24 protein-coding genes and 1 riboswitch are annotated in these 25,012 nt (G+C 38.7%); of the genes, 17 read left to right on the top strand and 7 right to left on the bottom strand.

All coding sequences use genetic code 11. The annotated features are described in order from the left end of the window. Positions 1 to 595: 595 nt before the first annotated feature. From VYJ22_RS07115 to VYJ22_RS07080, 8 genes are all read left to right on the top strand, one after another. Positions 596 to 1,735, top strand: a complete 1,140-nt coding sequence (locus VYJ22_RS07115) for a BPL-N domain-containing protein (protein ID WP_329903216.1) — start codon at positions 596 to 598, stop codon at positions 1,733 to 1,735. Between the two features lie 430 nt (positions 1,736 to 2,165). Beyond that, the gene (rplM, locus tag VYJ22_RS07110) at positions 2,166 to 2,621 is read left to right on the top strand and encodes a 50S ribosomal protein L13 (protein WP_329903214.1); all 456 of its coding nucleotides are present in this window, start codon (positions 2,166 to 2,168) and stop codon (positions 2,619 to 2,621) included. Between the two features lie 8 nt (positions 2,622 to 2,629). Then, positions 2,630 to 3,016 carry a 30S ribosomal protein S9 gene (gene rpsI / locus VYJ22_RS07105; protein WP_329903213.1) on the top strand — a complete coding sequence of 129 codons (387 nt, stop codon included), beginning with the start codon at positions 2,630 to 2,632 and terminating at the stop codon, positions 3,014 to 3,016. Between the two features lie 131 nt (positions 3,017 to 3,147). After that, on the top strand, positions 3,148 to 4,002 hold the full coding sequence (gene rpsB, locus VYJ22_RS07100; protein ID WP_329903211.1) for a 30S ribosomal protein S2: 855 nt from the start codon (positions 3,148 to 3,150) through the stop codon (positions 4,000 to 4,002). Between the two features lie 123 nt (positions 4,003 to 4,125). After that, on the top strand, positions 4,126 to 4,950 hold the full coding sequence (gene tsf, locus VYJ22_RS07095; protein ID WP_329903209.1) for a translation elongation factor Ts: 825 nt from the start codon (positions 4,126 to 4,128) through the stop codon (positions 4,948 to 4,950). A 214-nt stretch (positions 4,951 to 5,164) separates the two neighbouring features. Continuing rightward, positions 5,165 to 6,622 carry a potassium/proton antiporter gene (locus VYJ22_RS07090; protein WP_329903208.1) on the top strand — a complete coding sequence of 486 codons (1,458 nt, stop codon included), beginning with the start codon at positions 5,165 to 5,167 and terminating at the stop codon, positions 6,620 to 6,622. Between the two features lie 42 nt (positions 6,623 to 6,664). Further along, complete coding sequence (locus VYJ22_RS07085; protein ID WP_329903206.1) at positions 6,665 to 7,273, top strand: Crp/Fnr family transcriptional regulator; 609 nt, start codon at positions 6,665 to 6,667, stop codon at positions 7,271 to 7,273. Between the two features lie 412 nt (positions 7,274 to 7,685). Then, complete coding sequence (locus VYJ22_RS07080) at positions 7,686 to 8,012, top strand: rhodanese-like domain-containing protein (RefSeq protein ID WP_329903205.1); 327 nt, start codon at positions 7,686 to 7,688, stop codon at positions 8,010 to 8,012. A gap of 34 nt (positions 8,013 to 8,046) precedes the next feature. Here VYJ22_RS07080 and VYJ22_RS07075 read toward each other — a convergent pair whose 3' ends face one another. The 4 genes from VYJ22_RS07075 to VYJ22_RS07060 form a co-directional block, all read right to left on the bottom strand. Then, positions 8,047 to 8,208: a hypothetical protein gene (locus tag VYJ22_RS07075; protein WP_329903203.1), complete on the bottom strand. Its 162-nt coding sequence runs from the start codon at positions 8,206 to 8,208 to the stop codon at positions 8,047 to 8,049. Positions 8,209 to 9,125: 917 nt separating this feature from the next. Beyond that, positions 9,126 to 9,305 carry a hypothetical protein gene (locus tag VYJ22_RS07070; RefSeq protein ID WP_329903202.1) on the bottom strand — a complete coding sequence of 60 codons (180 nt, stop codon included), beginning with the start codon at positions 9,303 to 9,305 and terminating at the stop codon, positions 9,126 to 9,128. A 247-nt stretch (positions 9,306 to 9,552) separates the two neighbouring features. Then, positions 9,553 to 10,185, bottom strand: a complete 633-nt coding sequence (locus VYJ22_RS07065; protein WP_329903201.1) for a LolA family protein — start codon at positions 10,183 to 10,185, stop codon at positions 9,553 to 9,555. A 51-nt stretch (positions 10,186 to 10,236) separates the two neighbouring features. Further along, positions 10,237 to 12,780 carry an FtsK/SpoIIIE family DNA translocase gene (locus VYJ22_RS07060; protein WP_329903200.1) on the bottom strand — a complete coding sequence of 848 codons (2,544 nt, stop codon included), beginning with the start codon at positions 12,778 to 12,780 and terminating at the stop codon, positions 10,237 to 10,239. A 65-nt stretch (positions 12,781 to 12,845) separates the two neighbouring features. Here VYJ22_RS07060 and VYJ22_RS07055 point away from each other — a divergent pair, with 65 nt between their 5' ends. From VYJ22_RS07055 to ribB, 5 genes are all read left to right on the top strand, one after another. Next, a complete protein-coding gene (locus VYJ22_RS07055) occupies positions 12,846 to 13,409 on the top strand; it encodes a DUF5063 domain-containing protein (RefSeq protein WP_329903199.1) in 564 nt (187 codons plus the stop codon). Further along, complete coding sequence (locus VYJ22_RS07050) at positions 13,396 to 14,031, top strand: 3'-5' exonuclease (RefSeq protein ID WP_329903198.1); 636 nt, start codon at positions 13,396 to 13,398, stop codon at positions 14,029 to 14,031. The genes VYJ22_RS07055 and VYJ22_RS07050 overlap by 14 nt, the downstream gene beginning before the upstream one ends. 4 nt (positions 14,032 to 14,035) lie before the next feature. Further along, positions 14,036 to 15,283 (top strand): class I SAM-dependent rRNA methyltransferase, encoded by a 1,248-nt coding sequence (locus VYJ22_RS07045; RefSeq protein WP_329903197.1) that lies wholly within the window; start codon positions 14,036 to 14,038, stop codon positions 15,281 to 15,283. Between the two features lie 19 nt (positions 15,284 to 15,302). Further along, positions 15,303 to 16,079, top strand: coding sequence for an N-acetyltransferase (locus VYJ22_RS07040; RefSeq protein WP_329903196.1), 777 nt, complete (start codon positions 15,303 to 15,305; stop codon positions 16,077 to 16,079). A gap of 123 nt (positions 16,080 to 16,202) precedes the next feature. After that, a riboswitch (FMN riboswitch) is annotated at positions 16,203 to 16,329 on the top strand. Positions 16,330 to 16,451: 122 nt separating this feature from the next. Further along, positions 16,452 to 17,096, top strand: a complete 645-nt coding sequence (ribB, locus tag VYJ22_RS07035; protein WP_329903195.1) for a 3,4-dihydroxy-2-butanone-4-phosphate synthase — start codon at positions 16,452 to 16,454, stop codon at positions 17,094 to 17,096. Between the two features lie 108 nt (positions 17,097 to 17,204). Here the strand turns inward: ribB and VYJ22_RS07030 are convergent, their stop codons facing one another. Together VYJ22_RS07030 and VYJ22_RS07025 are read right to left on the bottom strand one after the other, a co-directional pair. After that, positions 17,205 to 17,852 carry an NAD(P)H-binding protein gene (locus tag VYJ22_RS07030; RefSeq protein WP_329903194.1) on the bottom strand — a complete coding sequence of 216 codons (648 nt, stop codon included), beginning with the start codon at positions 17,850 to 17,852 and terminating at the stop codon, positions 17,205 to 17,207. A gap of 131 nt (positions 17,853 to 17,983) precedes the next feature. Next, a complete protein-coding gene (locus VYJ22_RS07025) occupies positions 17,984 to 19,078 on the bottom strand; it encodes an alpha/beta hydrolase family protein (protein WP_329903193.1) in 1,095 nt (364 codons plus the stop codon). Positions 19,079 to 19,240: 162 nt separating this feature from the next. Here VYJ22_RS07025 and VYJ22_RS07020 point away from each other — a divergent pair, with 162 nt between their 5' ends. Both VYJ22_RS07020 and VYJ22_RS07015 read left to right on the top strand, forming a co-directional pair. Beyond that, entirely contained in the window at positions 19,241 to 20,470 is a 1,230-nt protein-coding gene (locus tag VYJ22_RS07020; RefSeq protein ID WP_329903192.1) for a C45 family peptidase, read from the top strand. Between the two features lie 188 nt (positions 20,471 to 20,658). Beyond that, positions 20,659 to 22,119 (top strand): DUF3078 domain-containing protein, encoded by a 1,461-nt coding sequence (locus VYJ22_RS07015; protein ID WP_329903191.1) that lies wholly within the window; start codon positions 20,659 to 20,661, stop codon positions 22,117 to 22,119. 66 nt (positions 22,120 to 22,185) lie between these two features. Here VYJ22_RS07015 and VYJ22_RS07010 read toward each other — a convergent pair whose 3' ends face one another. Then, positions 22,186 to 22,959, bottom strand: coding sequence for an SDR family NAD(P)-dependent oxidoreductase (locus tag VYJ22_RS07010; RefSeq protein WP_329903190.1), 774 nt, complete (start codon positions 22,957 to 22,959; stop codon positions 22,186 to 22,188). Between the two features lie 496 nt (positions 22,960 to 23,455). Between VYJ22_RS07010 and VYJ22_RS07005 the strand changes: the two genes are divergently transcribed. Together VYJ22_RS07005 and murB are read left to right on the top strand one after the other, a co-directional pair. Beyond that, positions 23,456 to 23,935 carry an SPOR domain-containing protein gene (locus VYJ22_RS07005; protein ID WP_329903189.1) on the top strand — a complete coding sequence of 160 codons (480 nt, stop codon included), beginning with the start codon at positions 23,456 to 23,458 and terminating at the stop codon, positions 23,933 to 23,935. Next, positions 23,935 to 24,954 (top strand): UDP-N-acetylmuramate dehydrogenase, encoded by a 1,020-nt coding sequence (murB, locus tag VYJ22_RS07000; protein ID WP_329903188.1) that lies wholly within the window; start codon positions 23,935 to 23,937, stop codon positions 24,952 to 24,954. Before VYJ22_RS07005 ends, murB begins: the two co-directional genes overlap by 1 nt. Positions 24,955 to 25,012: the final 58 nt, after the last annotated feature.

The raw sequence follows: 25,012 nt of genomic DNA, 5'->3' as shown, positions 1-25,012 counted from the left end.
AGGGGTTTGAGTCGAAAAAAAGGCTTAGATCCCTTTTTTTATCAGGGTTTTCGCTTGTTTTATTAATAAAGATGATTATCTTTGCGGTGCTATTTAAGTAATGAGCCTTTAACCAAGACCTCATTTAAGGGAATTCGGTGTAAATCCGAAGCTGTTTATACAGTCACTCATCTTTTTTACGACTGATTATGCAATTCTTTCACCTCGTTCATGGTGATTTCGAAAAAGCTCAGATTGTAAAAAAAACAAAAAACCCGCTTACATAGTTTTAGTGTGCTTTTTTCACCTTTGTAAATACGAAGGGGGGATAGGAAGTCTATGTTGTAATTTATTTTAACTTATGATATAATTTTGATTTTTCGAGTCGATTATTAGGACAAATAAAACCTTACACATCAAGGAAGGAATATACGCCCCAAATCAGACTCATAAAGATACCGGAGCATACGTTAACAATCTATTAACCAAAGCCTACTTTTCAGCTCCGCAAATCCCTCAATTGAACACGTTGAGGGATTTTTTATTTCCATTCATTTCTGCAAGCTTACTTTGATATAAATACCTTATCTTTAGGCCGATTTAAATTTTTAATATTATGACATACATTACTAAGAACATCAAAAAGCTTTTTATCCTTACCTTATTATTATGTGGCAATGTAGCCTTGGCTCAGGACAAAACCATCAACGTGGGCGTGTTTAAAGGCTTTGGAGGTGCAGTAGAGTGTGTGGAAGAGGCTTATTATTCATGCCTCATTGATCCTGATATGAAAGTCAACTATATTACACCCGAGCAACTGGCCACATCACAGATAAAACAGTATGATATAATTATTATTCCGGGAGGAAGTGGCAGCAAGCAATATCTTGATATGGGAGGATATAATAGGAATAAGCTAAAAAGTTATGTCTCACAAGGTGGATCACTCATGGGTATTTGTGCAGGGGCTTATATGCTATCATCCACTCCAGAATATTCCTGTTTGTCTATGTCAGGAGCACAAGCTATCGACATTGAACATGATAACCGAGGACACGGCTTGTGCAAAGTTGCACTCTCTGAGGAGGGCAAAAAAATATTTCCTGAATTATCCGGTAATGATATAGCATATATGATGTACTATGAAGGCCCGGTATTAATTCCTCATAATTCAGGCATGCCTTACGAAACTATGGCCGTAATGAAAAGCGATGTACATAGTGAGGGAGGTGCACCGGCAGGTATGACTACCGATAAACCATTCATCATCAAAACAAATTATGACAAAGGCAAAGTTATCTCTATCGTCGGTCATCCTGAAGCTACTCCGGGAATGCAATGGACAATCCCCCGCCTCATCAGGTATACCTTAAATAAGAAATTGATACCATATTCTGCACAAGCAGTTGCTCCCAATGTATATGGAAAAGAGATCATATGTACAGAAGCGATGCTCAAAGAAGAAAAAGCACATTACAAAAAGCTTATCTACGGAAACGCAGAAGAAAAGCTGAAAGCATTGGAATATTTCGATAAAATTGTTTCATGGGATGCAAAAGAATGGATAAAAGGATTACTTTTCGATGATGATGCAAGAGTTAAGATACGTACAGCCGAATTAATAGTCAAATGCAGATATTTACGACTCCAACCGGCTCTATCGGCTGCTGCTATAGCAGAGAAAGACCCTGCTACAAAGAAGACTATGATGAAGATGCTCACGGAACTTAATAAAGCTTCAGCACAACTACAATGAGCATGTATAACTAGAGGAAAAATAAGAAAACCTCTGACAGAATTTGTATACCTATAATGCAACCCTCAAAACATCATAATTAATAAAAAGCGAATCTCAACCTCTTTTGAGGGAATAACATAAAAGAGAATACAATCCGGCTTCTTAGTAAAACTGTTTATAACGACGATCTAATACACTCAATATGACAAAATGAATGGGCAATACACATCTATTGCAACTTGTCTATAAAAATTATTATTCGTACCTTTGCCACGCTAATTTTATCAAATAGTACCAAAAAAGGTTGATTATCAATTGCTTTTATGCTACTTTCTCTTCCTAGAGGAAGGCTTTTGATGTTTTGTGTCCGAGACGTTAAAACTGAAGCACTAAGCAAAGGATTGAAATCTTTAACAAGTCTATTATTAACAAATTAAACAATTAAGAAGTGGATACTTTAAGTTTTAAGACCGTTTCTGCAAACAAGGCAACTGTTACCAAAGAATGGGTTATCGTTGACGCTGAAGGTCAGTCATTAGGCCGTATTTGTGCCAAAGTGGCTAAATTGCTTCGCGGAAAGTACAAGCCCAACTTTACTCCTCATGTAGATTGTGGAGACAACGTTATTGTCATCAATGCAGACAAAGTAGTTCTCACAGGTAAAAAGTGGGACGACCGTGTTTATCTGAAATTTACCGGCTACCCAGGTGGTCAACGTCAGTTTAGCCCTCGCCAATTGCAGGCCAAAGGTTCAGACCGTCTTTTTCGCAAGGTAGTAAAAGGTATGTTACCTAAAAACCGTTTGGGCGACAAGATCTTGAACAACTTGTATGTGTACGAAGGAACAGAACACAAACAAGAAGCTCAAAAGCCTCGCCTTATTGATATTAACACACTTAAATAAGACAAACAATGGAAGTAGTAAATGCTATTGGCCGTCGTAAGGCCGCCGTTGCCCGTGTGTATGTATCAGAAGGCACCGGCAAGATTACAATCAACAAACGTGATATTGCAACTTATTTCCCCTCTTCTATCCTTCAGTTTATCGTACGTCAACCTCTCAACAAGCTTGAAGTTGTAGAAAAATACGATATCAAAATCAACCTGAATGGTGGAGGGTTTAAGGGTCAGAGCGAAGCAGCTCGTTTGGCTATCACTCGCGCTCTTATTAAGATCAATCCCGAAGACAAACCCGCATTGCGTGCAGCAGGTTTCGTAACCCGTGACCCACGTACTGTTGAGCGTAAGAAACCGGGTCAACCGAAAGCTCGTAAGAGATTCCAATTCAGTAAGCGTTAATATTTGGGACTTATCCCTTATATTATTTCGCGTTTAGTATCTAAATTCCTCGGATTTCAACCTCAAGGGATTTGATCTACCGGGCGAATTGAAAGTAAATATTATTACATTTATAGAACGTAAACGAAATTATGTCAAGAGTATCTTTTGAACAATTATTAGAGGCAGGTGCACACTTCGGACACTTAACAAGAAAGTGGAACGCTGCCATGGCTCCTTACATTTTTATGGAGCGCAACGATATACATATTATCGACCTACACAAAACAGTTGCCAAAATAGACGAAGCGGCTGAAATTGCAAAAAACATGGCTAAGAGTGGCAAAAAGATTCTTTTTGTTGCCACAAAGAAACAAGTAAAAAGCCCTGTTGCAGAATTAGCAGCATCAGTTGGTATGCCTTTTGTTACTGAGCGTTGGCCGGGCGGTATGCTCACCAACTTCCCTACAATCCGTAAGGCTGTAAAGAAAATGACTCAGATTGACAAAATGACCAACGACGGTACATTTGATAATCTTTCAAAACGCGAGAAACTCCAAATAACTCGTCAGCGTGCAAAGCTTGAGAAAACATTGGGATCTATCGCAGACATGAACCGTTTGCCTTCAGCTCTTTTCGTAGTAGACGTTATGAAAGAGCACATCGCAGTACGCGAGGCAAACCGTTTGGGAATTCCTGTATTCGCTATCGTGGACACTAATAGCGATCCTTCAAACGTTGATTATGTTATCCCTTCCAACGACGATGCTTCAAAAGCAATCGAACTTATTATGGGAGCAATCACACAGGCTATAAGCGAAGGTCTAATGGAACGTAAAGCCGAAGGCAAGGGAGAATCAGACAACGAAGAAGAACCTCGTCGTGTACGTCGCTCACGTAGTGGCGCCCGTCGCGAAAGAATCAACCGCAAGGATGATGAAAAACTCGACAACGAAGGTGAAGAAATTGAAGAAAGCAACGAAGAAGTAAGCTCTACAGAAGAATAAACTTTTTCTTTCTTTAAAAACAATTTCAAATTCAACGGCTAACGAGGTTCAAGATTTTTATATACGTCTTGACCTCGTTGCTTTGTTAAATTAGGAAAAACATAACTTATTAACTCAATCAATATGGCTGTATCTATTCAAGACATCGCTAAATTGCGCAAGATGAGTGGCGCAGGTATGATGGACTGCAAAAAGGCTTTAGAAGAGTCAAACGGCGACTTCGATAAAGCAATGGAAATTATCCGCAAAAAAGGTCAGGCGGTTGCCGCTAAACGCTCTGATCGTGATGCTGCCGAAGGATGTGTTTTGGCTGCTGAGCAAGACGGCTTTGCTGCTCTTGTCGCTCTTAATTGCGAAACAGACTTCGTAGCAAAAAATCAGGAGTTTATTGATCTTACACAAAATATCCTGAATGTAGCAATGGACAAGAAACCGACTTCAAAGGAGGAACTTCTGGCTTCTACTTTTGCTGACGGACGCTCAATCCAAGATCACATCACTGACCGTATCGGGGTTACAGGCGAGAAAATGGAAATAGGTGCTTACGAATTTGTAAACGGAGCAACTAGTGTTTCATACATCCACCCGGGAAACAAACTGGCTACAATTGTTGCTTTCAATGAAACTGTAGACCATCAGGTGGCTCGTGACATAGCTATGCAGGTTGCTGCTATGAATCCGCTTGGTATCACCTCAGAAGACGTTTCTCAGGAAGTAAAAGATCGTGAGCTCGAAATCGCTCGTGACAAAGCACGTGAGGCCGGCAAACCTGAAAACCTTATCGATCGTATTGCAGAAGGTTCTTTGCAGAAATTCTTCAAAGAAAATACACTTCTTCAACAAGAATTCGTTAAGAACAACAAAGAAACTATCGAACAATATCTCCACTCTCAGAGTAAAACCTTGAGTGTTGTAGCTTTCAGACGTTTCACACTCAACGCAGAATAATAATTCTGCACATAGCTCAATAGCTACTGTACAGAATACATCCGCAAAGCGCCTCGAAGTTAATTCTTCGGGGCGTTTTTTTGTTTTTTAGTATATTTGTAATGATCAGATTCATTTTGGCAATAGCTTTTATTATGATGCCTTGTCTGATTTTAAGAAAAGGAATTCTATTCCAATCATTTTAGATTCAAAGCGGTTAAGCAATAAATTACATATGAGTGTAACTCCCGAACATTACTTACTAGTAGTCTCTTTATTAATATTTATCGGCATCCTTGCCGGAAAAATCGGTACTCGTTTCGGGTTACCGGCTTTATTACTCTTTCTATTTACAGGTCTTATCTTCGGACCAGAAACTATAGGTCTGAAATTCTTAGACACATACTCTGCACAATATATAGGTGTCATAGCTCTGTCAGTCATTCTTTTTTCAGGAGGAATGGATACAAAGACAATCGACGTACACAAAGTATACCGTGAAGGTCTTACGCTTTCTACTTTGGGGGTAATACTTACCACCGTAATCTTTGGAGCATTCCTTTACTGGATGGGTAAGTTCAGTTTTACCCCGTTGCATCTATCCTTCCCCATATCATTATTGCTGGCAGCCACTATGTCCAGTACAGATTCGGCGTCAGTATTCGGAATCTTACGTTCCAATAATATGCACCTCAAACAAAACCTGCGTCCTACACTCGAACTCGAAAGCGGTAGCAATGACCCCATGGCTTATATGCTTACCATTGCGTTGATACAATATATCACTGCGGGAGCAAACGTAAGTGGATGGGATATTGTAGGTAATTTCATGCTCCAATTTGCTGTGGGAATTTGTATGGGGATGCTGTTGGGGCGTTTTGCTGTCTATATTCTCAATAAGATCAATATTGACAACTATACACTATACCCTATCATCTTGGTATGTATTGTTTTCTTCACTTATGCTTCCACAAGTTTTCTCAAAGGAAACGGATACCTTGCAGTGTATATAACAGGAATCATCGTAGGGAATAAAAAACTTGTACATAAGAAAAGCATCCAGCGTTTTTTCGATGGTTTTACCTGGCTGCTTCAGATCATTCTATTTATTACATTAGGATTGCTTGCCAATATACACGAAGTGTTTTCTGTAGCCCCCTTTGCATTGCTGGCAGGGCTGTTTATGATTTTCATGGCCCGACCGCTGGCTGTCTTCTTATGCCTTATTCCATTCAAAGGCATAACATTCAGAGGTAAAGCTTTCCTTTCATGGGTAGGTCTTCGAGGCGCTGTGCCTATTATATTTGCCACATATCCCATGATGAGTAATGTCCCCGGAGCTGATAAGTTGTTCAATGTAGTCTTCTTCATTACCTTCTTATCACTTCTCATACAAGGTAGCAGTATACCCCGAGTAGCTCAATGGCTAAAACTTGACGAAATTATAGAGGCAAACCCCACTCTTTTCGGAGTAAAGATACCCGAAACAACCGGAGCTCAAATGGAGGAGCGTCTCGTAACCGAGGGGATGTTAGATGGAGGGAACAAACTTATGGAGATAGATCTCAAAGAAGAAGAATTGGTTATACTCGTTCGTCGGGGGGACAGGTATATGGTGCCCAAAGGCAAACTAGAGCTTCACTCCGGAGATGTATTGCTTATAGTCTCTGAGAAAGATACTATAACTGAATAAAGCACATCTCCAAGTAATGCTTAACTATAAATTTCAATACAGATGAAAAAAATAGCTCTTTCTTTAAAACTAATGAAACGACTCGAAGACGTCTCTGTTATCAGAGATTATCAAAAAGGGCAAACCATCCTTGCTGAGCAGGCTTATATCAACTCCATTCCTGTAGTTCTTTCAGGAAGTCTCAAAGTGTTACGTACCGACGAAGACGGGCGCGAGATATTACTGTATTATATACGTCCCGGCGAAAGCTGCATTATGTCTTTTCTTGGCAGTATGCATCAGGAGGCCAGTATGGTCAAAGCTATTGCATCGGAAGAAAGTGAGATCATGTTTGTTCCCTTGAAAGAAAGTAATATACTGGTTCAGGAAAATCCTGAGTGGATCAATTATATTTTGAGACTTTACCACATGCGGTTCGAAGAGCTTTTGCAGGTAATAGACGACATTGCCTTCAGGAAGATGGACGAAAGACTCCTCAACCTTCTACATAAAAAAGCCGCCGTTTATGGGACAAAAACCTTTAAGATCACGCATGAAGAACTAGCCAACGAGTTGGGAACAGCACGGGTAGTCATATCAAGGCTTTTAAAAAAAATGGAAGAACAGTCTCTCGCTACTTTGGGGAGAAATAAAATCACTTTATTAGATTAATCAAAAGGTATTCATAGCTCCAATAAATGTAATTCATGGCATTATTTGGGCGCAAATTAAATCTTTTTGAAATTTTTTTCATGAAAAATTTGGCAGATTGATTTTTTATGACTAATATTATCATCGAAGAATACATTATATCCTCTAGTTTTATTGCCTCGGACTTTGGTCTTTTATAAGTAAAGACTTTACTCTACTTTATATTTTCTGCTGATACGATTTTTTACGTTTCCATTTGATCACTTATTATAAAACACTTACGCCTATAATTTTTACAATAAGTAAACATCTGATCCTACATTACTGTAGAGTGTAACATTTGTAACAATAGATTTAATATGTTTTACTCAATTTTGTAACAAGAAAACTACTATTAAGTTACAGCTATTACTAAACGTAAATAAGAAAGAAGATGTTTAATTTTTTGAATAACCTGATTGGAGGAAATAATGACTCCGAAATAGAACAAGCGATTAAAGACGGAGCTATACTTTTAGATGTACGTGAACCCATCGAATTTAAAATGGAAAAGATACCGGGGGCTATTAATATCCCTGTTGGTATTTTGGGAGGCAATATTTCCAAACTCTCCAAGGAGAAGCCAATTGTAATTTTTTGCCTTAGTGGAAGCAGGAGCTCTCAGGCAATGAGAATCCTGAAAAGCAAAGGTTTTGAGAAAGTAATTAATGGAGGCTCATGGATGCATGTTGCTAAAATTATTAAAAGGATAAAGAGCTAGTTATATTCGTGCTTTTATTTGATTTTATCTTTTTTCAACTGAGGAAAAGATTGAAGAGGGGCTGTCCGTTTACGGGCAGCCTCTGCTGTTTAGTTTTATACGCGTATAGTTGTTTATAATCAGTTGTGCTCTCAAGTTGAGACCGTTGCATAGCAGGCAAATTGCTTCGTTGCTTGCGAGATTCGCGCTTGGTCATTTACCTGAAGTAAACTCCCTCTGCACACACTCTTAGCGCCTTGCACTTTACCTTCTCTGCCCGGTCAAAGTGTCTTTTGTCGGCTTTGCCTCCAAAATCCACAAGACTGTTGACTTTTGCAACAGTCTCAAGTTGTAACAATTCATAAGTAAATAAAAAACTTATACTTCACGAAACAATATTTATTAGTCATAAGTCGTATAATTTTGTCTTTGCTCTTGACAAGAGGGGGTGTAATGTTGTATCTTTGCCTGTATACCAAATTATATTCAATACTTATATTTACAAAATTTATGATAACAACTACAATTCAACCTAAGTGCATTACCTATTCCTATCCAAGACATTTGAAGAGCATAGATCGTATAAAACGGGTGAAAAGATCCATAAACACATCACAAGTATCATTTTGTCAGAAATAATAATAGAGAACTAAAATATCAAAAACTAAAAAGGCATAAAATCATGTTAATAAATGTCCGTAAACAGACTTATTTAGCCTGTTTGCGGATTTTTTATTAGCCCTTTACCCCCACGGATTTTCTTAACTAAGCCATGATTTTTCTGTAACTATGCTATGATATTTTCTTAACCTGGAAGCAAGAATTTCTTAGTTAGAAAAATAATAAAACCTAACTAAGAAAATATTTCATTGCAGTTAGGAAAAAATAAGAAGCCCCAAATATTTTCTGGAAGAAAAAATAAAAGCACAAAGTAAAATACACAATGATAAAATTAAAGGCTTTATAAAATCAAAAAGTATAACAAAAACCCAAAATAACAACTATTTTTCAAATAGTTCAAACTACTCTTGTCATTAAATACCTTGCAAAATAGATAAAAAACATTTAGATAAAAACAAAACGTCAGATTATTAATAAGAGTTTGACAATAATATTTGTAAAGGGGAAAAGTTGTTAATCTATATTTCTTACAAAACTGCTACATTCCTTTTCTTCAATGTATTCTCTTTTAATAGCATAATGGCTTTCTAAGTATATATCAATAAAACATTTCCCCACATCCAAGAGTACAAAAAGAGACCGTTGCATAGCAGGCAAATTGCTTCGTTGCTTGCGAGATTCGCGCTTGGTCATTTACCGGAAGTAAACTCCCTGTGCAATCACTCTTAGCGCCTTGCACTTTACCCTCTCTGCCCGGTCAAAGTGTCTTTTGTCGGCTTTGCCTCCAAAATCCACAAGACTGTTGACTTTTGCAACAGTCTCCACAGTCTCAAAAAATCTTTTCGAGAGAAAGGCTCTAAAAGAAGAATCCGCAGTAATACCGATGTACTACTGCGGATATTCTTCTTATATTATCTACGTTTTGTAAAACTGTTGGTTATTATCGTAGGTCTATGACTTCTACTTTGGGGTAATTGCTTCTATTGAGTCTAAAAACACTATCGGCGTATTTACGGCCGGGCATAACATCTCTGAGCTTAATGTCTATTTTAGAGCCGTCTGTGGTCTCTATATTTACACTACCGGGTAATGAACTGTTTGAATAAAACTGAGCTGTAAAAAACTTAACACCCGTTTTTTTGATAGGAATAAACCGTAACGAATATCCACCCTTGAACTGCCCGTTTTCTACTACCTTATATCCTTTCCCCTGAGAAGCGAGGAAAATTAGAGGATTGATCTGCAAAAGCTCATCTTGTGAAGGAGTAGACATAGTGAGCGTATTCTCAGTACTATCATAATAAGAAAGCAGTCTTCCTGAGTAAGCGGCAACAATATCACCATATTCAAGACGGAAGTTCTCTCCTTGGATGTGAAGAGTACCATTTACTACTTCTATTGTACTACGACCGGGAGTATTGATCTTGGAAGTAAAATTCACTTGAGCGCCACCTTGCGCAAGTAGAGCGTTCTGTGCCTTACTCAAAATACTTGCCGGATTTTGAGCAAAAGAATTGAAAGTCGCTACGAAAGTAAAGAGCGTTACCGCAATAGCGATTCTGATTTTTTTCATCCTTAAAATGTTTTATTGTTTTTTCATTAGAAAACGAATTGGTACATAAGTTTAGTGCAGCATATTGAATAGATGATCCAGAGACATTTCATCCTTGATGAGGACATCTCGGGGCTTGCTTCCATCTTGGGGAGAAACTATACCTGCTGCTTCAAGCTGGTCCATCAATCGGCCGGCACGATTGTAACCGATATTAAACTTCCGTTGAATATTGGAGGTAGATCCTATTTGCGAATTTACAACCATCCGAGCCACGTCTTCAAACAAAGCATCCTTTTCATTAGGATTAAATGTCTTGACGGAGTCATCCCCTTCAGGCACATATTCAGGCAGATCATAGGCTTTGCCAAAGCTCTCCTGATGCTTGATATGAGATACCACTGCCTCGCTCTCCGGAGTATCCATAAAGGCACATTGGAGACGTATCATGTCTTTCCCCTGATAAAACAACATATCACCGCGTCCTATGAGTTGGTTGGCTCCCGGAGCGTCCAGAATAGTTCTGGAGTCTATCATTGAAAATACCTTGAAAGCTATACGTGCAGGAAAATTGGCTTTGATAATACCGGTAATGATATCAGTAGAAGGTCTTTGAGTTGCTATCACCATGTGTATACCTGCAGCACGAGCTTTTTGAGCAATACGAGTAATAGGTGTTTCCACTTCCTTACCCGATGTCATGATAAGGTCTGCAAATTCGTCCACAATAAGCACAATATAAGGAAGGAATTCGTGCCCGTCGATGCGACTTAGTTTCCCATTTTTTACCTGATCATTGTACTCTTTTATATTCCTTACACGAGCAGAAGTAAGCTTGCGGTATCGATTGTCCATCTCAATACACAATGAATTGAGTGTAGGAACTACCTTGGTCATATCGGTAATAATAGCATCATCCTCATCAGGCAGTTTGGCAAGGTAATGATTTTCCAATTCCTCATACACGGAAAACTCCAGCATCTTAGGATCCACCATGACAAATTTAAGCTCTTCCGGCCTTTTGCTATACAAAAGAGAGGTGATCATAGCATTGAGCCCCACACTCTTACCTTGACCTGTAGCACCGGCAATAAGCAAATGGGGCATCTTTGTCAAATCGAAAATAAATGGCTCATTGGTTATGGTCTTACCTATGGCAACAGGCAATTCCATTTTATCTTTCATCTCATCGAACTTTTTCGAAGCCAGGACTGTCTTCATCGATACAATCTGAGGCGTAGAGTTAGGCACTTCTATACCTATAGTACCCTTACCCGGCATTGGCGCTATGATACGTACACCTTCGCTTTTGAGACTCATAGCAATGTCATCCTCCATGGCACGTATACGAGATATCTTGATCCCCGCATCGGGTACCACTTCATAAAGAGTTACGGTAGGGCCTATAGTAGCTTTATAGGGCGTTACACGCATCTTGAAGCTATCCAACGTAGATATGATCTTTTGCTTATTGGCCTCGATCTCTGAGGAGTCCTGTTCATTGGACCCGTGCTCGTAGTTATTGAGAAGATCCAAAGACGGTTTTTTGTAATGTACCAGATCCATCCCTGGAGCTATGGAAGATGATCTTGATTCCCGTTCATCTATAAGATCGTCTTTGGGGGCGTGTTCTACAATCATTTCGCCTTTTTCCCTTTTCTCCACAACTTGATTATTTACAACCGATGAGTGCCCGACACTGTTTAGGGTAGTAGCGTGCGGAACAACATTTTTTATTTGAGAAAATTTATGTTCATTGGGCTTAGAGCTCTGAAGTTCCTGTTCAACCTTGAATATGGATTCAGACAGATCATCATCAGACAGATAGTTATTTTGTCCTGACTGAATTTCCTCATCCTTCTCTGTTCCATCATTATCATCTTCATCATTGCTATCTTTACCTTTGCGAGGCTTGAACTTTATATGAGATGTCCAAGAAAAGGCGAAAAGACTCCTTACATAATTGATGGATCTGGAGCTGGTATAGACAGAGATGATCATACCGGAAAGCAACATCAATAATACAATACCTACCTGACCGATACTTCTCTGTAACCAAATAGCCCACTGGTAACCATGTGTACCACCCCATAATAAATAGGTATCGTTGCCAAGGAGCGACTCTAACCACCCCGCAAAGACAGATAGCCACAATGTGGCCGCTCCGCAAAACACAAAACGCTTTACAAATGACACACGCTTCATGACTCCCATTAATTTGAGACCGATGGAAAAAAAGAATATCATGACAAACACGACACCCAAGCCAAAAAGTCCATTGAACAAAAACTCACTCCAATAGGCTCCTTGAGGACCACAAAGATTACGTACACGGATATGCCCCAAAAGAATTTCAGACATAGGTGTCCCCCTTACTATGCTTTGGTCATCGCCTCCGGTAAATAGGAATGATGCTACGGCGACACTACTGTAAAGGGCGATAAAGAAAAATAGAAGCCCGAAGATAAATCCAACCCGATCTCGATTGAATGTTTCTTTGAGCGAAAAACTCAAAAATCTTCTGTATGATTTCGTTTCTTTCTTAATTTTACGTTGCGTAGATGACGGTCTTCGGATGTTTTTCCTTGAAGAAGAGCCATTTTGTTGTTTTGCCATTATGATTCTTTATGAGATAATACCATACAAAAATAATAAAGATTGTAACTTTGTACACTATGAATATGTCAGACCATTCACAAAACTCGGTGTACACTCAAGAGATTATTGAGTTTGCCGCTGCAGGCGTTGAGTTTGCAAATAAATTAGAACATGCTTCAGAGTTAGAGTTGAGCGAATTTACGGAAAAGATGTTGAAAATCTTACCGACTCTTTATCTAAAAACTCTGGCGTTGCCTCCATACCTATATAATCCGGAAGAAGACCGTGTAGATGAATATATCAATGAAGTGGCATACGAAAAAATCAAAAACGATGTATCAATCTTGCTTGAAGAGCATGATTCCTATCTTACCACACATCATGAAGATATGCAATATAGCGATACACCCATAGCAGTATCAGTGTCAGAATTTCTGGCCGATGTATACCAGCAGGTAGGAAATCTGTTGGGTATCCTCAAAGAAGAGAATGAGTATGCCCTGCCCACAGCTATAGGGAAATGCTTGTTTTACTTTGGCGAATACTGGGGACGCAACTTACTCTCAGCTCTAACCACCCTACATGAAATCAAATACCAAATACTGGTTGGTGATACAGATAACACAGAACTCAATGAAGACTACTAAACATACTCACGAATACCCCTACCCTGAAGCCATTGATAAAGAGAATATAGCGGGGATGGAAAAGGCTGCATACAATGGAGCCATCCATGTTATAGATACCATAGATAAAGCTGAAGAAGCAGTAAAGAAACTGGAAAAATCATCAATTATCGGTTTTGATTCGGAGACAAAACCCTGCTTTCAAAAAGGGTGTCGTACAGAAGTAAGCTTATTGCAACTATGCGATATGACTGACTGCTACTTGTTCAGACTTAATATTACAGGTATCCCCGATAGTCTCATCAGACTTTTGGAAAACCATCATATCCTCAAAATAGGACTCAGTATCAAAGATGATTTTACTGCCCTGAGACGTAAAAGAGTTTTTGAGCCGGGAGGGTTTGTTGAGTTGCAAAGATTGTGTCCTGCGTACGGTATCAAGGATGCAAGCTTACAAAAAATATACGCAATTATCTTCGGTGAGCGCATCAGCAAGTCTCAGCGATTGAGTAATTGGGAAGCAGCTGAACTCACAACTTCACAACAATTATATGCAGCATTAGATGCTTGGGCTTGTTTGAGGATTTTCAAAGAACTAATGTTATTACCGGCACCTTCTCCTGTTCAATTTGCTTTATTATAACCCTATGAATAATATTACCAGTATAATCCTCTTGCCGAATAAAGAGGAATCCATCAAGCGTTTTCATCCTTGGATATTCTCGGGAGCGATAGCACATATCGAAGGTGAAGCTAATGAAGGCGATATCGTAAAAGTTTTCAACCACAAACGCGCGCCTTTGGCTATAGGTCACTATGCAGGGGGGAGCATAGCGGTAAGAATACTCACGTTCGACACGGGAGAAGAAATAGACAGCATCTTTTGGCAGAAAAGACTTTCTAAAGCATGGGAGCTGAGGAAATCGTGTAAGCTGATGCGCTACAGTGAGAATAATGGCAAAGAAGACTACATTTCTACAGCCCATATGCCTTCTACACCCAATAATGTATTTCGTTTGGTCCATGGCGAAGGAGACAGATTACCAGGACTTATTATAGATGTCTATGGAGACACGGCAGTCATGCAAGCTCATAGTGCGGGCATGCACCATGTACGCATGGACATCGCTGAAGCTTTGATGAAAGTATCACAAGGTAGCCTCAAAGCGGTGTATTATAAATCAGAGGGCACGCTTCCCTTCAAAGCTAATCTGGATGTACATGATGGTTTCCTTATAGGTCATACGGAGGCTGTACCGGTAGAAGAAAACGGAATTAAATTTTACCCTGATTGGATCAAAGGTCAAAAGACTGGCTTTTTTATTGACCAAAGAGACAATCGTTCACTACTTGAGTTTTACGCTTCAGGGCGCAAGGTCCTTAATATGTTTTGCTATACGGGGGGATTTTCACTATACGCACTAAGAGGGGGTGCTATACAAGTAGACTCTGTAGACAGTTCTGCCAAGGCAATGCATCTCACCAAAGAGAACGTATCACTAAACTTTGCTCAGGATGACGAGCGTCATAGAGCCATTACAGCAGATGCTTTTGAATTTTTGGAGCAGATGGAGCAAAATTCTTATGATCTGATCGTTTTGGATCCTCCTGCATTTGCGAAACATCGCAAAGTACTCAGAAATGCGCTGATTGGATACCGCAAGATCAATACTATTGCATTTAAAAAGATTGCCCCGGGTGGTATTTTATTCACCTTTAGCTGCTCACAAGCCGTTTCTAAGGAAGAGTTTAGGCTGGCGGTGTTTTCTGCTGCGGCAGCTTCAGGACGCCATGTACGCATCTTACATCAACTTATTCAACCGGCAGATCACCCCATCAATATCTATCACCCTGAAGGTGAATATCTAAAAGGACTCGTATTGCAAGTCGAATAATATGAACTGATATACCAAAATGGAAGAAAAGTTTATCTCACTTTCACGAGAAAATATAGATGAGGAACATATTTGTTGCGCTTTTTCGGATAAGAAATGCGCAGAAGGCTATTCTTTAAAAAAAGAATGGCTCAAGCGTGAATTTGAAAATGAGTATACTTTTGTACGTCTTGATGAGCGAGCCAAGGTATTCATCGAATATGGCCCTGCCGAAAAGGCCTGGACTCCTATAGATGCCCCCAATTATATTATGATAAACTGTTTTTGGGTTTCAGGCAAATATAAAGGAAACGGTTATGGTAAAAAACTACTCAAACAAGCACTAGATGATGCTGTAAAAAAGAGGAAATACGGCCTGGTTACAGTAGCGGGAGTAAATAAATTCCATTTTATGAGCAACACTAAATGGCTTATAAAACATGGATTCGAAATTGTGGAACAACTACCTTCCGGCTTTTGTCTTTTGGTATTGAAATGTCAATCTCAAGCACCTTCACCCTCCTTCAAACCTCATCTAAAGGGAATAGAGCCAGGTGAAACTCAAAAAGGATTAGTTGCTTACTATTCCGACAGATGCCCTTATGCCCAATATTATGTACAGGGAGAATTACCATTTACTGCAGAAAAAAGAGGTTTGCAATTGGAGATAAACCACTTGCAAACCAGAGAAGAAGCACAAGGAGCCCCTATCCCCGCGACTATTTTCAGCTTATTTTACAACGGCAAGTTTATTACAACAGACATCAGCATATGTCTGGATAATAGATTTGATAAAATAATGGGTAAAATAAAGTAAATCCTCTTCTTCTGCGACAATATAGAGTATAAGATTTCGATAAATACGAAGGAACTAATTGGACTTATAAAAAATACATTAATTAGATTGTTTTTTATCAATTTTTATCTGTAAATTCGCACTCAGATTCTTAGAGGTTGGGTGTAATTCCCTACCGGTGGTAATAGTCCACAACTCTTTTTTTAAAGAAAAAGACTGATATGGTGAAACTCCATAACCGACGGTAAAGTCCGGATGGAATATGAGTCTGCTTAGATCACTGTGCCCTAATATACCATGTAAAGGACACTTTCCTCAAACGCACCCTTGCTCCGTCACATCTCGGAATCATCACGAATGATTTTTTACTTAACGGATAAAAACCACGAGACAATGACAAAATCGATTAATCTTTTCGGAACTGATTACAATGCACGTATTCAATCGGCAATAAATGCACTTCGAGAAGGAAAAGGAATCTTATTGGTCGACGATGAAGACCGCGAAAACGAAGGGGATATCATTTTTCCCACCACTAACCTTACAGAAAAAAACATGGCACTAATGATCAGGGAATGTAGTGGTATTGTATGCCTTTGCCTGAAACCTTACAAATGCGATGAACTCAACTTACCACCTATGGTGACGGACAACACTTGTAAAAATAAAACAGCTTTTACCATCTCGATAGAAGCACGTGAAGGGGTTTCTACCGGAGTATCAGCAGCCGACAGAGTACGTACCATCAAAGCTGCAGCAAACAAGGCTGCTAAAGCTGAAGATCTAGTGCACCCGGGGCATGTATTTCCCCTAAAAGCGCAAGAAGACGGAGTTTTTTCACGTCGCGGACATACGGAAGGAAGTATTGACATTGTAGCATTGGCAGGACTGGGAGACTCTGCAGTATTATGCGAGCTTACCAATGAAGATGGGACCATGGCTCGCTTACCTGAAATCATTGATTTCGGCCTAAAACATGAAATGCCTGTTCTTACAATTGAAGATATATATTGCTATCGGAAAGACAATAGCCAGTAGGTCTGATAATATTACTAAGCACAAAAAACCGTCTCTATGCAGCTATCCTTATATAGAAAGGATAGACTGGAGACGGTTATTATTAAATGTTGTATCTAATACTTGCGTTCAATAAGCATACAGCTCATTACCTTTAACGATAAAAGGATGATGTGGCAAATAAGATTCCTTTGAAAGAGATATCATAGCATGGGCTACTTGGGCTGTTTTGATAGGACGATATTTATTGAATAACCCAACCTTGTTCATTATATTGAGAATCCAAAGAGCAATCTTTTCTCCTGATCTATCTGTATCCTTGCGATCCAACAAATTAGGTCTCACCACAATGATTTGTTTGATTGGGAGACTGGCAATGCTATTGTCCAGCTCACCTTTGATGCGAGGATAAAAGAGTCTAGCTCGGGCATCGGCGTTGGCACTTGATATATACACATATCGTGGGACATGATACTTACTTGCTGCTTGTGCAAAAGCGAACTGGTAAGTATAATCAATACGGTATTGATTATCTTTAGATCCGGCATCTTTGATGGTAGTGCCCAGACATGAAAATGCCACATCAATATCTGCCAAATACTTTTCCCATTCATTCGGCTTATCAAAGTCTATTACAATTTCCTTTAGTTTTGGATGCTTTGTCAATGTGTTGCGACGAACAAGACAAGTAATGCTATCAAACGAGCTATCGGCAAGAAGTTGGCTCACCAATTCACGGCCGGTAGCTCCTGTGGCTCCAATAATGCAAGCTTTCATATCTAAGATGTTTTTATTTGGCACATTGTTTATCTAAGAAATAGATTATACAATGATATTGTTCATTATAAACGTAATCTTCTTGTTGGAAACCAATCAAAAACAGATTTTAAATGCTGAGCAGGCCTTTTTTAATTGTAACAATAGGTAGCTTTGCGCATATCCTTTTCATCTTTGAATGGTTTGGATGGATGGAGGTATTTCTCCAAAAACTTATGTACTGTATATCTGATGTCAGTTGCTTCTTTAGAATCTATACGATCGAATCCATGCCCACCGGATGCTGCATCAAATATTTTATAGCTAAAATCCTTATCTGCTTTCTTGAGCCGATCTATCATTGATTTCACTTCCTCTACATATACATCATTATCATTCGTATTGGTATATATCAAGAGAGGCTTCTCCAATTTTTGAGCATAATATATAGGAGCGCGTCTAAGATACTCTTGCCTGTCATTTTCTATAGATTGACCTATATGATACTTGGCAGTAAAAAGCTTAGTGTAATCCTTATCATGAGAAGCCAATCTATTTTCCAAATCACTTACAGGAACTCCGGCGTAGGCGCATGCATATTTATCACCGTGTTGTAGAATCTGCATCAGGGCAATCATACCGCCATGACTCCAACCCACAACTCCGACACGAGTAGAATCGACAAAACTGTAATTTTCCAACACATAATTACGACTTTCCAAAACATCATCATTTTCACGACCACCATAGTCTATATTTTCATAATAGTCTTTGCCATATCCGGTACTTCCTCTATATTCTGCTGAGACTATAACATAACCCTGAGAAACAAACTCTCGAACTATATGATAATAATATGTCGAAAAATCAGCATGAATACCACTATGTGGCAATACTATGAGAGGATACTTTTGGGAAATATCTATGCCTTTGGGGATAAATATGTATGAATAAAACTGCAGTTTATTACCCGAAAACTTATCATCTTTATGTTTAGGGCGCCATCTAGGGGTGCTTGTCAAACGTACTTTATCCACAAAAGCTATATCTCCCATACGTTGAAACCACAAAACATCATCAATCTTTTTCTCCAATATGTCCATGCGGTGCTCCATGTCTCTTGTCGCTTCTTTGAAACCCTTAGTATCAAATATTGTTTCGGGATTAAAACTCTGTGCATTGGAAAGAGTAAAACATCCCTCCAATAATACAAAAAGGCAAAAGAGACGTTGTAAATATGTGTTCATAGCTACTATATTTTATGATTATTATTCGTCAAAGTACTGTATGATCAAAGATAAGAAAAACGGACAAAATTAATACTTGGGCATATGAATAAGAGGCTATTAATATTTGCTATGCAAAATCATTATTGTATGTTTGTCATTTGTAAATAAAAACAATTTATCATGAAAAGAATCTATCGAATCGGACTATTGAGTTTACTCTTTTTCGCTAATATAGCTGTAACTTTTTCCTGTACCACCGCTGTAATATCAGGTAAATTCACAAAATCAGGAAGACCTATGATTTGGAAAGTGAGAGATACAGATTATCTGTCAAATGCAATGAAGAGCTTTGATGACGGTAAATGGGAATATGTAGGACTTATCAATGCACAAGATACGCTGGGCAAAGAAATATGGGGAGGACACAATGCCATGGGATTTGCAATCATGAATAGTGCATCATTCAATGTAAACCAGGGAGATCCGGATAGTATTGCGAATAAAGAAGGCGTATTCATGCGTGAAGCCCTCAAAACCTGTATCACATTAGCAGACTTTGAAGAGTTATTGAACAAACGACCACGCCCCATGGGACTTGCAGCCCACTTTGGTGTAATAGATGCAAAAGGAGGTGCAGCGTTTTATGAAGTAAATAATGAGACATGGACAAAATTTGACGCCAACGACTCCAATGTGGCGCCTCAAGGTTATATATTGAGAACCAATTTCTCCCACACGGGGGAAAAAGATAAAGGATTGGGATATATAAGATGCCAAACAGCCGAATTACTATTCAAACAAATCCCGATGGGAAGTCTTACAATAGAAAAATTGATGCAAGACTTTTCCAGATGTACTATAAATCCAATATTAGATGTAAACTACAGAAAAGAATATTCAGCCCTGCCTTTCTCTAATAAATTTGTTAATTCCGATGATCTTATTTGCCGTCATGGTACCTCTTCAACCATAGCTATTGAAGGGATTGTTCCAGGAAAAGAAAAACCTGAATATACGACCACATGGATTCAGCTGGGATTACCTTATATCTCAGTGACTATACCAGTATGGACAGGTTATGATATTCCAAGAATACTCAGACAAGAACAGCCGGGAGAAGATGCCCCCCTAGCTCATGCCACCTTGGAGATTAAACAACGAAAGATATTTCCTATAGGTCGCAGTGATGGATATCATTACTTATCCATCTCACACCTTTTCAATAAAGAACAAACAGGGATTACCCAAAGAATAGAAAATATAGAAAAAGACATTTTCCAACAAACAGAAAGCTGTCGTAATGAATGGGGTAATAAAGGGCGCAACAAACAAAATAATCCTACAGCTTTGTACAAACGTTTTATGTCCAAAGTAGAAAGATTGTACCAAGAACTTCTTTTAGAGAAATAGATATTCATTTTAAATTATTTTTCACAGATACGACAAAGATCCTGATATAAGTGATTTTTGTCGTATTCTTTTATACATAAGGCTCAGGAGGATAGAAGAGGTAGTATGATAAAGTCAGAAAACAGAGAAATAAGACATTGATCAATCGTGAAAAAATGGTTATATTTGTAAAAAACAAAAGGTTATTCATGCAGAAGAAATCTACTCTTATTTTAACGTTGGCTGTAGCACTCTCTCACAGTCTAACAGCCTTTCCCGGGGGAAATTATTATAAAACTACGCCTGCCAGATCTATTCTTTCGGTTGGTGATACCATATTCCCCAATGAAAAGTCTATATATACACTAAAAAATGTAAGTGCTAATCCAGACAAAGGGTTCTATGATGTACGCCAGATACGTGACACAACAATATCTAAAACAGGTTTGGATACCCAAAAGCTAATTGACTATTATCTCAAAGGGGGAGAAATAGCGCAGAGAGATTATCATTATCTGGCTACCATACTTAAATTACCCTTAGTGACTCGTCAGCTTTTGTACAAAGAAGATCCATTTGCCTTCAAATACAAACCCACAACAGATCTGAATCCGACCGTGACCAATCCGATGAAAGAGCATAAGCTTTTCATGCCGGAACTTGAACTTACCAGAACAGCTCTGGAACGTATGCAGGTACAAAATCCGAGTTTATTTGCAATACCTGCTAGCGAACTTGAGAAGTATCGCGTGGTAATGAACAAAATAGATGTATCAGCAGATAAGATCTCTCTTGGCAAAATAGAGGATGCCAATATATTGGGTAAAATGAATCCGCTGGGAAATCCTGAAAATAAAAAGTTGAAATGGATACCCTCTTTTGAAAGTAGTATACAGTTCTCGCAGAACTACGTCTCTTCAAATTGGTACAAAGGCGGATCATCCAACCTAAACCTTTTTATGAGAAACTATTTTGCAATGCTTTACATGTACAATCGAGTGAAGTGGAATAGCCTTATAGAAAGTAAGCTTAGTGTTTACAATGCTGCCAACGATACAATACACAAACGTCGTGTAGGCGATGACCTCTTAAGATTACGCTCGACATTCGGATATAAAGCCTTTTCCAATTGGTATTACTCCATAGATGCCGAATTTAGGACTCAGGTATTCAATGGTTATAAAGAAAACAGCAAGCAGTTGCAAGCCTCTTTCTTGTCGCCTATGGCTACGGATATAGGTCTCGGTATGAGCTATGAGTACGAATATAAATCCAAAACAGTCTATGGGCGCAAATTTAAGTTTGGAATGAACATCGCCCCTTTTGCTTATACATTCAAGACTTCATTACGTGATGATATCGACTTGGCGAGACATGGATTGAGCAAAGAAAAAAGAACTTATTCTGAGTTTGGCTCTTCTTTAAAAGCTCAAATGCAATGGGATTTTGATATGGATATCTCTTGGCAATCAAGATTATATTTCCTTACCTCATACAGTAATGTCCAAGCGGAATGGGAGAATATTGTAAACTTCTCTTTCACCAGATTTTTCTCAACCAGACTTTATGTAAATTTGAGATACGATGATGCTGTGCCCCCGTCAAAAGAATGGGGTAAATACTTCCAATTAAACGAATTGATCAGTTTAGGATTTAACTTCAAGATATAAACATCAGTAAAAAACAAAAGGGCGAATGAGATTTCGCCCTTTTATTTACATTATAATTCCCTTGAATTAAATTTTAGTAAAGCCTCCATCAACAGCAATGAGTTGTGCTGTAATATAAGCAGAAGCATCCGATGCCAAGAACACAACAAGACCGTTGATTTCATCCGTATTGCCCGGACGTCCCAATGGGCAGAGCATATTATACTTCTCAACATAACCGGGGATAGCAAACAGTGTGTCTTGAGTCATCTCAGATTTAAAAAGCCCCGGAGCAATCGCATTTACCGTGATGCCATATTGCCCTAGTGATGTAGCCATACCTATAGTGAGTCCTACTAAACCTGCTTTAGAAGCATTGTAATGATGACGAGGTTGAAATTTACCTCCTATTAGGGCATTTACGGATGCAATGTTGATAATACGGCCGTATTTTTGATCTTTCATGCAAGGTACTGCATAGTGCGAAAGTAAATACGCAGCAGTCAGGTTAGTATTTATCACCCTATTCCAATCTTCAAGAGTTATATTCTCTACAGATCCTTCCCATGCTATACCTGCATTGTTTACCAAGATATCTATATGACCATAGATTGCCAGTACAGCAGCAATAGCTTCTCTTACCTGCTCCTCCACACATACATCGCAACCAATAGCCATAGCAGTGCCTCCGTCTTTTTCGATCTCAGCTTTCAAAGCATCCAGACGCTCTTTGCGTCGTGCCAATAAGGCCACACGTGCACCGGCCTTAGCTAAGGCTTTGGCCAACTCGTGCCCAATGCCACTTGATGCTCCGGAGATTACAGCGACCTTATTTTCCAAAGAAAAAATGTTATTTCCCATGATGCAAAAGTTTTAGATTGTTGACCTATAAATGTAACAAAATTAGTTGAAATATACTACTTTAAACTTTATCGGACAGCCTCTACCTCAAGATCCAAAGTCTATTTAAAGGGGGAACGAAACATCTGATTCTATAGATCAAATTCACGATAACTTTCTAGAATGATTAGGAGACTTCTTTTACGTTAAAACTTGTTTATCTCTCCAATACAAAAAATTGAATAAATGGCAGAATATCTCCCTTGTGTAAATTATTATAATATAAATTCTTTCACACTGCAAGCAAGGTAAAAAAAAGGTAATAACAATAATAAATTAGATTAGTTAAGAGTTTAATTTTTATGAAGGCTAATGCTCATGTATAAATTTAAAATCTAATCATCGATTTGATTAATTTTCACAGATGAATACCGATTTTAGCATAAATAATTATCTTTGTATGAAGAACTCATTTGAATTGTGACTTATAACTTAGTAACTTAACAAAATAAAGATTATGAAAAAGACGGTTATGGCCCTTGCGGCCCTTAGCATGATGATTGGATTCAGTTCATGTCAACCTAAGAAAAGCGCTTATCGTCAGGCATACGAACAAGCAAAACAAAGAGAAATAGCTGTTCAAGACGATCAAACTAGCAAACCTCAAGAGGATGTAAGCGTTTCAAGACCGGCATCAGATTATGTTTCTGCACGCAAAGAAAAAATATCTCCTGTTCAAGGTGAAGATGGAAATAATCTGAAGCAATTCAGCGTAGTTATCGGTAGTTTCCAAAACGCAACCAATGCCCGTTCTCTCAAAGATCGTATGGTAGCAGACGGCTATAACGCTGTATTGGCACAAAACGAATTCGGCATGCTACGCGTAATCGTTTCAAGCTTCCCCACAAAAGAAGAAGCAGCAGCCAGTCGTGATGCTATCAAAGCTCGTTATACTCCTAACTTCCAAGATGCTTGGTTATTGGAAAGAACATTTTAATGGAAATTAAACAAAGTTTTCTGCTTTCGGATTACAATACTTTTAAAATACCCGCTACTACTGATTATTGGGTAACTTATGATAGTATAAAAGATTTGGAGCTGTTGATCAGCGACGAATTTTTCCAAGAATCCAGAAGCTTACACATTGGCGAGGGGAGCAATTTGCTCTTCCTCGCTAATTTTCATGGCATCATTTTATTTTCACGGATTGATAGTATTGAAGAGATAAGCAGAACCTCGTCAGATATAACTCTGATGGTAGGAGCAGGTATGAATTGGGATAAATTTGTAGAATATACTGTGCAGCATGGCTACTATGGTATAGAGAATCTATCTCTCATTCCCGGACAAGTCGGCTCATCAGCAATACAAAACATTGGAGCATATGGTGTAGAAGCCAGCCAATATATCACTGCAGTACATGCCATAGACAAGAGAAATGGAGAGAAGCGGAGATTCGAAAATCGTGAATGCGACTATTCATACCGTCATAGCATATTCAAGGAGCCGGAGTATGATAAATATATCGTTACTCATGTAGAATATACACTCAAGCTTGTACCCGAGCTCAACTTGAGCTATAAAGATCTATCCAGTTATTTCGAAGCATCCGCAGAAACTCCTTCCCTTGAAAAAGTACGAGAAGCTGTAATAAAGATCAGACAAAGCAAATTGCCCGATACGGAAATATTGGGCAATGCAGGTAGTTTCTTCATGAACCCGATCATCACCTCGGATGAATTTGCAAAACTCCAACTTAAATACCCTCACATTCCCCATTATGTTATGGAAGGAGGCTTGGTAAAAGTACCTGCTGGATGGCTTATTGATCAGTGCGGCTTTAAAGGACATCAAGATGGTCATGCCGGAGTATACGAAAAACAAGCACTCGTATTGGTAAATCTGGATGGAAAAGCCACAGGCAACGACATAGCAAATCTGGCAGAAAAAATAAAAGGAGAGGTGAAATCAAAATTCGATATCACTATTGAGCCGGAAGTAAAGTATATTTTCTAATTTTATAAAGGAGACTCATAAAGTCTCCTTTATAGTTAGCAAGTGTTTCATTAGACAA

This window comes from Porphyromonas pogonae, assembly GCF_036320655.1.
GTDB classification, from domain to species: domain Bacteria; phylum Bacteroidota; class Bacteroidia; order Bacteroidales; family Porphyromonadaceae; genus Porphyromonas; species Porphyromonas pogonae.
This window is presented reverse-complemented; position numbering and strand designations above follow the sequence as displayed.